The 8742-nt window shown below is 65.8% G+C and carries 9 protein-coding genes; 5 read left to right on the forward strand and 4 right to left on the reverse strand.

Annotation, left to right across the window (positions count from 1 at the left end; translation table 11 throughout):
* A partial coding sequence (locus tag JO059_RS12365) for a GAP family protein (protein WP_293319037.1) occupies positions 1 to 561 on the reverse strand: 561 nt, incomplete at its 3' end.
* Between the two features lie 125 nt (positions 562 to 686).
* Here JO059_RS12365 and JO059_RS12370 point away from each other — a divergent pair.
* A complete protein-coding gene (locus tag JO059_RS12370; RefSeq protein ID WP_293319039.1) occupies positions 687 to 2093 on the forward strand; it encodes a condensation domain-containing protein in 1407 nt (468 codons plus the stop codon).
* A gap of 26 nt (positions 2094 to 2119) precedes the next feature.
* Here JO059_RS12370 and JO059_RS12375 read toward each other — a convergent pair whose 3' ends face one another.
* Complete coding sequence (locus tag JO059_RS12375; RefSeq protein ID WP_293319041.1) at positions 2120 to 2464, reverse strand: hypothetical protein; 345 nt, start codon at positions 2462 to 2464, stop codon at positions 2120 to 2122.
* Positions 2461 to 4035: an MBL fold metallo-hydrolase gene (locus JO059_RS12380; RefSeq protein WP_293319043.1), complete on the reverse strand. Its 1575-nt coding sequence runs from the start codon at positions 4033 to 4035 to the stop codon at positions 2461 to 2463. Before JO059_RS12380 ends, JO059_RS12375 begins: the two co-directional genes overlap by 4 nt.
* A gap of 222 nt (positions 4036 to 4257) precedes the next feature.
* Here JO059_RS12380 and JO059_RS12385 point away from each other — a divergent pair, with 222 nt between their 5' ends.
* The 4 genes from JO059_RS12385 to JO059_RS12400 are packed head-to-tail and all read left to right on the forward strand — an operon-like array spanning position 4258 to position 7533.
* The gene (locus JO059_RS12385) at positions 4258 to 5040 is read left to right on the forward strand and encodes a 1-acyl-sn-glycerol-3-phosphate acyltransferase (RefSeq protein WP_293319045.1); all 783 of its coding nucleotides are present in this window, start codon (positions 4258 to 4260) and stop codon (positions 5038 to 5040) included.
* Between the two features lie 3 nt (positions 5041 to 5043).
* Positions 5044 to 5835 carry a lysophospholipid acyltransferase family protein gene (locus JO059_RS12390; RefSeq protein ID WP_293319047.1) on the forward strand — a complete coding sequence of 264 codons (792 nt, stop codon included), beginning with the start codon at positions 5044 to 5046 and terminating at the stop codon, positions 5833 to 5835.
* 47 nt (positions 5836 to 5882) lie between these two features.
* Positions 5883 to 6668: a lysophospholipid acyltransferase family protein gene (locus JO059_RS12395; RefSeq protein WP_293319049.1), complete on the forward strand. Its 786-nt coding sequence runs from the start codon at positions 5883 to 5885 to the stop codon at positions 6666 to 6668.
* 49 nt (positions 6669 to 6717) lie between these two features.
* Positions 6718 to 7533, forward strand: coding sequence for an HAD family hydrolase (locus JO059_RS12400; RefSeq protein WP_293319051.1), 816 nt, complete (start codon positions 6718 to 6720; stop codon positions 7531 to 7533).
* Positions 7534 to 7566: 33 nt separating this feature from the next.
* On the opposite strand, the gene JO059_RS12405 is transcribed toward JO059_RS12400, so the two are convergent.
* Positions 7567 to 8742, reverse strand: a 1176-nt coding sequence (locus tag JO059_RS12405; RefSeq protein ID WP_293319053.1) for an LGFP repeat-containing protein, incomplete at its 5' end; no start/stop codon positions are given.

An 8742-nucleotide genomic window follows, 5' to 3' on the forward strand; every position in this document is an offset into this window, starting at 1 on the left:
CGCCATCGTGAATGCCACCAGGTTGAACACGAAAAGAGCCTGCACCTGCGCCACCGGCGCGGCGTGAGCCGCAAGAATGGCGGCCATCGAGCCCGCGTAGTTTGCCGAAGGCAACGCCGCACCCAACCCGGCGACCCACGCGACCCAGAGCGAGTCGCGTTGCAGCACATGCCGCGCACGCTCAGCCACCTTGTGCAGGCCGCCCGGCGCTGTCCCTTCCAGCAGGGCCACACCACCCTGGGCACCGCCCACCGCGCCTGCGGCGGCCGGGCAAACCTGCCTGCGCCGCCATGCGTTTGCGGCTAGCGCACCGGCGACCAGCACGGCGGTCAGCCCGGCTGCCACCTGAACCGTTGCGACGGTGAAGTGGCCGGCCACCGGCGTGGCCCTGAGGCCGAAAAGCAGGACCAAACCCGCGCCGAAACCCATCGTGAAGCCACCACACAAGAACATCAGCAGTTGCACCAGGGGGCGTCGCCGGCTGAGCAGGAGAACCACCAAACCGAGCCGAATCGGTTCGAAGATCACCGCGCTCGCCAGTACCAGCACGGTGGTCCACATGCTGCCGAACCGTACCCCAACTGCCGTGGCTCCCGGCCCGAATTCGTCCGGGTAAAGCCGTTTCCCTCGACACGTTCCTGGAATACAGTTCACGGAGCCAGCCGTCTCGGGGGAAGGGTGCATCGGTGTTCGGCGTGACGACACTCCAAGACTGGACGCCGGAAGCGGGGGCGGTCGTCTGCTGGCACGCATCGGCTGCCGCGCGCGCCAAAGCGGGAAAGGCCCCGGCCAACCCGGTTCCTCCCAGCTATCAGCAGGCCCAACACCTTCGGCGCTACAGCGATCACGCAGCCCGAGCTCTCGATATGTCGCGCCTGATGATCTTCACCTGGGACATCCCGGGCCGCTGCGACGTGCGCGCCATGACTTATGTGATCAACGCTCACCTTCGTCGGCACGACACCTACCACAGTTGGTTCGACTGCCGAGATGCCGAGGATATCGTCCGCCACGTCATCCCCGAGGCCGCCGATATTGAACTCGTTCCCGTTGAACACCGGGATATGACACCGGCGAGCTTGCGCGCTCACATCTCAGCGCCGCACCCGCTGCAGTGGGACTGTTTCGCGTTCGGGATCGTGCAAGGCCATGACCATTTCACCTTCTATGCGAGCATCGCTCACCTCTGTGTCGATCCCATGATCATCGGTGTCCTGTTCACCGAGATCCATGCGATGTACCTGGCGCTCGTCGGGGGCCACCCGCCGCTCAAGCTGCCCGAGGCGGGCCGCTACAGCGATTACTGTGTCCGGCAGCGCGCCGACCTGGCGGCCTTGACCATCGACTCTCCCCAGGTGCGTGCATGGATCGAGTTCGCCGCCGCCAACGGCGGTACGTTGCCGTACTTCCCGCTGCCGCTCGGTGATTTTGCAAGGCCCTATACCGGCCGGCTGATCACCGAGACACTGATGGACGAGCAACAGTCGGAGCGGTTCGAAGCGGCCTGCATCGCCGCGGGCGCCCGTTTCAGCGGTGGCGTCTTCGGCTGCGCCGCCCTCACGCAACGTCTGCTGACGGGCGCCGACAAGTTTTCCGTCGTCACCACCACCGATACCCGCAAAACCCCAACAGAACTCGTGACGACGGGCTGGTTCACCGGTCTGGTTCCGGTTACCGTCCCCCCCGGCGCCGGGTTCTTCGATGATGCGGCCCGTACCGCGCAGACGTCGTTCGATACCGGCATGGACCTGGCGGACGTGCCGTTCGACCGAGTGCTGGAGATCGCGCCGCCCGAGCTCGGGCTCGCCCGGCCGCGGCCCGGCAATTTCGTGATGTCGTTCCTCGATGCCAGCATTGCCCCACTTTCTACGGTCGCCAATTCCGAGCTGAATTTCCGGATCTACGACGAAGGAAGGGTTTCTCACCAGGTTTCGCTGTGGGTGAATCGCTTTCAGCGGGAGACCACCGTGACGGTGTTGTTCCCCGACAATGCGCAGGCACGCGAATCGCTTGCCCGTTATCTCCAGGCCATGAAATCCGTGTACGCCGGTGTCGGCGTCGGCGGGCGTAGCCGCTCCTTTGCGCGGTCCTGACCAGGACCCCTCGCACTCCGATCCGGTCAGCGTTCCTGCGACAGAAACTCGTCGAGCAGTGCGGTGAACTCGTCCGGTCGCGCCGGCGTGCACGCGGGCCGGGGCCAGGTGCCCGGCACGTCAAAGGTAATCAGGGTCGATCTCAACGGCCGTCGCACATCCAGGGGCAGCCACCGGCGTAAGTCGGAGCTGCCCCAGATGCTGAACCGCTGCACGAGCAGGCCCAAAGACTCGGCCCGGTATCCGCGAACGCTGTCCAGGGCGATGACCTTGGACGTACCCGACGGAAAGTGGTAGCGGCGCAACGTGATGGCCGCGCGATCGAGCTGGACCAAGCCATCGTCGTAAGTGGCGTCGTAGGAGGCGTTCATCGCTTGCTGCTTCGCAGCTGATGGCCTCGCGCGGTCAGGCAGCGGCCGTCGTCCAGTCGCCACTGCCACCCGTGCAGGTTGCAGGTCAACGTATTGCCTTCCACCACACCGAATTTCGAGAGGTCGGCCTTGAGATGGGGGCAGCGCCGCTGAAGCTCCCAGCCGTCCAGCGTGATCGATGCCGAGTCGTCGTGGGTTTCGGCGAACCATCCGTCGGCGTAGGCGATCCGTTCACCGGTCAGACACTTGAAGAACGTGTACAGGTATTCGTTGTAGCCGCCGACCCGCCACGCGCGGAAACGGGTGGACAGAAAGATCGTGTTCACCCAGTCGGGTTCTTTGTCGCGCAGCACGGTGCGGACCAGCTCCGGGGCTATGGCGAAACCGTAGCGCACCCGTTCGTCGGGAATGCGTTCACGCACAGCTCTTTTCGGGAAATCCAAAATCACCGTCTCCGGACCGAGGACGAGTTCGACGGGGTAGCCGATGCCGTCGCAGATCTCGTCGCTTTGCAGCATGATCGGCTCGAACAGCGCGCGCAGCTGATCCAGCAGCGGCTCACCCGCGGCGGGAGCCCAGCTCGCGCGCTCGGCCGCCAACACGGACGCCATCCGGTCGGCATAGTCGGCGATGTAGGCCGCCTTGCCGGTGGTGAAGATGGCCTCGATTCCCCCGCAAGCGGGCGGTGCCCCCACATCGACCGGTAGCGGATGGGTGAGCGAATTCAGCGTTGCACCGGAGAAATCCGCGGTCGACCCCGGGACCATCAGCAGGCCGCCGCCGTGGCCGTGCGCCCGCAGCTGTTCCAGGAACACCATCTGGTCGGGGAAGATATTGGCCGGGTCCCCGTGGTCGTCGTTGAGGTGGCGCAACTCGGGGTCCAAGAAGCAGGGCGGCCCCGCCGACGGCACCACCCAGGTGGCGCCCACCTGAGCGATGTACTGACGGGCCCGGTCCATCTGCCGCCGGCGTTTCTGGATGCCGAACGACTCCTTGGCGCGGGCGGGCATGTCGTAGACCATCGGGTACCAGATCGCGCCCGAATACTGCAGCAGGTGCACGTCCACGCACCCGAAGTCGGCCGCGAGCGCGTCCAGATCGACCGGCCGGGCGTCGTTCATGTCGAAAACCGTTGTGACGCCGTCGGAAACCACCAGCGCTGAATCGCCGATGGGGCCGTCGGCGGGTGCCCGCAGGGCGATGATCATGATGTCGAGGTCACCTTTGGGCCCGCCGATCCGGTGCTTCACCGAGTCGGTGGTCTCGAAGAAACGGTGAAAACCCAGCTTCTCCAGTTCATTCCTCAGGTCGGGCACCGGGAAGTCGGGCAGCAGCACGACCGCATCCTTGTTGACATGCTCGGCCAGGTTCTTGGCATCGAAGTGGTCCCTGTGCAGGTGAGAGACGTAGAGGTAGTCGCAGTCGCCGAGTTTGTCCCAGTCGAGCGCGCTGTTATCCGGGAACGGAAACCAGGACGCGAAGTAGGCGGGGTTCACCCACGGGTCGCACAGGATGGTGCCCGCGTGGGTCTCGATCAGAAACCCAGCGTGGCCTACGCTCGTGACTTGCACAAATGCCTTTCCGGGCTATCTTTCCGGGGGACCTTTCCGGGGATACCTTTCCGGGGGAAACGGAGTGCCCGACGACAACCGCCGGTCAGCCCCCGAGCTTAGCGCGAGGCCGCGTCTCGGTTCTCGACTCCGTATTCGCTGCACGCCGCCCCGCGTCGGCCCTGATCGCTTCTTGTCGGCATCTCGGTCGGCGCGCAGTCGGGCGCATTAGGCTGAGTGGCTGTGGAACCGGTATACGGGACTGTCATCCAGCTCGCCCGCTTGATCTGGCGCGTCCAGGGCCTGAAGATCACCGTCACGGGCGTCGAGAACCTCCCGAAAAGCGGCGGTGCCGTCATCGCGATCAACCACACCGGCTATCTGGACTTCACCTTCGCGGGTTTGCCCGCCTACAAGCAGGGCCTCGGGCGCAAAGTGCGGTTCATGGCCAAGCAGGAGGTGTTCGACAACAAGATCACCGGGCCTATCATGCGCAGCCTGCGCCACATCCCGGTGGATCGGCAGGACGGGGCCGCCTCGTACGAGGCCGCCGTGCGGAATCTGAAGGACGGTGAACTCGTCGGCGTCTATCCCGAGGCCACGATCAGCCGGAGCTTCGAGATCAAGGAGTGCAAGTCCGGGGCCGCCCGGATGGCGGTCGAGGCCGGGGTCCCGATAGTTCCGCACATCATCTGGGGCGCGCAGCGGATCTGGACCAAGGACCACCCCAAGAAGCTGCTGCGCCCGAAAGTGCCGATCATGGTGCTCGTCGGCGAACCGATCGAGCCGACGCTGGCCACCGAGGAGTTGAAGGGGCTGCTGCGTTCGCGGATGCAGCACTTGCTCGAAAAGGCCCAGGAACTCTACGGACCCCACCCGGCCGGCGAGTTCTGGGTGCCCCACCGGCTGGGCGGCGGCGCCCCGTCGCTGGCCGAGGCAGCGCTCATGGACTCCCACGAGGCGGAGGTGCGGGCGGCCCGGCGCGCGGCTCGCGGCGTCCAGGACGCCGAGGCACCGGAGCAGTAACCCATGCCCACGTCCGGTTGCGAGCCCACCTTTCGCACCCTCGAGATCCTGGCTCAGCTCGTGGTCCTGGCCACCGGTACCCGCATCACCTTTCATGGCGAGGAGAACATCCCCAACCATGGCGGCGCCGTGATCGCAATCAACCACACTAGCTATGTCGACTTCTTACCCGCGGCATTAGCTGTCCACCGAAGGCACCGTCGGCTTAGATTCATGATCAAGGCCGAGATGCAAAGGGTGAAGGTGGTCAACTTCCTGATCAAGCACACCCGCACGATCCCGGTGGACCGAGACGCCGGGGCGGACGCCTACGCGGTCGCCGTGCAGCGGCTGCGGGAGGGTGAGCTGGTCGGGGTCTACCCCGAGGCCACGATCAGCCGCAGCTTCGAGCTCAAAGAGTTCAAGACGGGCGCCGCCCGCATGGCCGGCGAAGCCGACGTGCCGATCGTTCCGCTGATCGTCTGGGGTGCACATCGGATCTGGACCAAGGACCATCCGCGACACATATTCGGCAAGACAGGTCGCTATAAGCTTCCGGTCACCGTCCAGGTGGGTGCGCCCTTGCGGGCTGGCGAAGACATCGCGTCCACCAATGCCGCACTCCGCGAATCGATGAGCTCACTGCTGCAGGAGGCACAGCAACGGTATCCGCATCCCCCGGGTGCTTACTGGGTGCCGCGCCGGCTAGGCGGCGGCGCACCGACGTTGGCCGAGGCGGCGCAGATAGAGGCCGACGAGGCGGCGGCCAGGTCGGCCAGGAAGGCCGCCCAGCAAACCCCGCATCGGTCGCGATAGGGCCGCGAAAGGGCCGCGAAAGGGCCGCGAAAGGGCAAGGAGAGAACATGGCAGAGCCGTTTTTCCGGTTGGCGGAGATGGTTGTCCCGGCCTTCGCCGCGATGAACGGGACCAAGCTCAAGTTCGAGGGCCTGGAGAACATCCCCGCACGCGGCGGCGCCCTTATTGCGCTCAACCACACCAGCTATCTGGACTGGATGCCGGCGTCGATCGCGGCGCACGAACGCAAGCGACGGCTGCGCTTCATGATCAAGGCCGAGATGGCGGACGTGAAGGCGGTCAACTACGTGATCAAGCATTGCCAGCTCATTCCGGTGGACCGGCGGGACGGGCACGAAGCCTACGCGGTGGCCGTCCAGAAGCTGCGGGAGGGCGAACTCGTCGGGCTCCATCCGGAGGCCACCATCAGTCGCAGTTACGAGCTCCGCGAGTTCAAGTCCGGGGCGGCGCGGATGGCCCTCGCGGCGCAGGTCCCGCTGATCCCCATGATTGTGTGGGGTGCCCATCGAATTTGGCCGAAAGATCATCCAAAGAAGGTGTTCCGCAACAAGGTTCCCATCACGGTGGCCGCCGGTCGCCCGCTGCTTCCGCTGGGCACCCCCGAAGAACTCATTGCGACGCTGCGTCAGGCGATGAACGCGATCCTGTACCGGGTGCAGGAGGAATATCCGCACCCGGAGGGTGAATTCTGGGTGCCGCGGCGGCTGGGCGGGGGCGCACCCAGCCGTGACGATTCCCAGGCGATCCGGTTGACCGAATTGCAGCAGCGGGTTCAAAAGTACGGGACCGACGGCGTGACGCGCCCGGGGCAGGCCCAAAGCGGAAAGCGTTGACGACCGCATCCGGAGGGGTCGTCGCAGGAATCGTCTCGATGACCGCGCCGTGAGAAAGCCGGCGCTCATCGCCTGCGACGTCGACGGCACGTTGTTCGACGAAAACGAAACCATCACCCCGCGCACGCGCGACGCCGTCCGCGCAGCGGTGGCCGACGGCGCACAGTTCGTCGTGGCGACGGGACGCCCGCCGCGCTGGATCCGTCCAGTTGTGGAAGCGCTCGGCTTCGCCCCGATGGCGGTGTGCGCCAACGGTGCCGTCCTCTACGATCCGGCGCACGATCGGGTGATTTCGGCGCGGACGCTCGACGTCGACAGCCTGGCCGAATTGGCCGAGCTTGCGACCCGCGTGATCCCGGGTGCGGGGCTGGCTGTCGAGCGAATCGGCGATCGCGCCCACGACACGGCCACCCCGCAATTCATCAGCTCGCCGGGTTATGAGCACGCGTGGCTCAACCCGGACAACACCGAGGTGTCGATCGACGACCTGCTCAGCGCGCCCGCGATAAAGCTGTTGATCCGAAAAAGCGGGGCCCGCAGCGATGACATGGCCGCCGAACTCGCCAAGCACGTCGGCATCGAAGGCGACATCACCTATTCCACCAACAACGGCCTGGTGGAGATCGTGCCGCTGGGGATCAGCAAGGCCAGCGGCGTGGAAGCGCTCGCCAGGCCGCTGGGAATAGCGAGCGACGAGGTGGTGGCATTCGGCGACATGCCCAACGACATCCCCATGCTGCTGTGGGCCGGCCATGGCGTGGCGATGGCAAACGCGCATCCCGCCGTGCAGGACGCCGCCGACGAGGTAACGGCGACCAACGCCGACGACGGCGTGGGGCGGGTCCTGGAACGCTGGTGGCTTTGATTGCGTTTCGGCCGACGTCGACGTCGACGGGAGCTACGTCGCGCCCGGGTGAGCAGGTAGCGAGAAGTGCTCGGCCGGCACCGACGGACCGCTCGGCGATTGGGTCGACAGCGGTGTCGTGATCCCGTCGACGACCTCGGTGAGACCTGCCGTGAGCCGGTCGAAGTTCAGGGTTCCATGCTGGAAGTTCTGCGTGATGCGAAGCGGCTCTTGTATTTCCGCACTGGTGGGTAACCCGAGCGGACCACGTTCGTAACTCTGCGACGCCCAGGCGTCGTAGATGGCGCCGGTGATCGGCTGGGCACCGGTTGCGGGCGACCAGTACATCGCGCCCCTGGCGAAGGTCGCATATCGGGCGTCACCCTGGGCACTGTCCTCCGGCGAGGTGGGCGCGCCGAGAACGCTGCTCATACCGCCGATCGCTTGCCAGTGCTCATAGATGGATCCGCCCTGCAGGGCCTTGATCAACTCCTCGGGCGGATCGTTGAAATGTGATGCGATATCTCGAATTTCGTCCATCAGGGCGTAAGCGGCATTGCCCGGGCAGTCGGTGTTTCCGACGTCCCGGTGAGTGAAGATGGTGGGCAAGTTCGCAACGGCCCCGGCCGGGAAGGTCGTGTAGTGGCTGCCGGCGGATTCCAGCGCCACCGTCCCCTTCGGGTCGACGCCGTCCAGGTTCAGCCGCCAGCCGAGCAGCCGCCCAACGCTTCGCAGCTGGATCGGCGTGGGCGGCACGTCGTCGAAGTTGCCGATCATCGCCACACCCCAGGTGTTGCGGTTGAATCCGCCGGTGTGGAAGGCCTCGACGGCTTTGGTGAGCCCGCCGGCACTGCCCTCGAAGACCTGGCCGTACTTGTCCACCAGCGCGTTGTACGCGATGTCGCACCAGCCGAGCGTCTTGCTGTGGTACGTGTAGATCGCTTTGACGATCCCGGCCGATTCAACCGGGGAGTAGTCATTGCTGCCCGCGGTGTGGTGGACGACCGCGGCGCGAATCCCATTGTCGTACTGGGGAGTTCCGCATCGTAGCGACTCGTCGGCGCCCCATTCCGCACGGCTGATGATGCGGGGTGGCTGGCCGGGCAGCACGACGCCCGAAGGCGGCGTCCACTGCGTCGTGGCCGGCGCTTTCGGCGGTGAGATGAGGATCGCCGAGATGGTCTGCCCGTACGGCTGTTCCCTGGACGCCGGCTTATATCCCAGATCGGA

This window comes from Mycobacterium sp. (assembly GCF_019247615.1).
Classification (GTDB): domain Bacteria; phylum Actinomycetota; class Actinomycetes; order Mycobacteriales; family Mycobacteriaceae; genus Mycobacterium.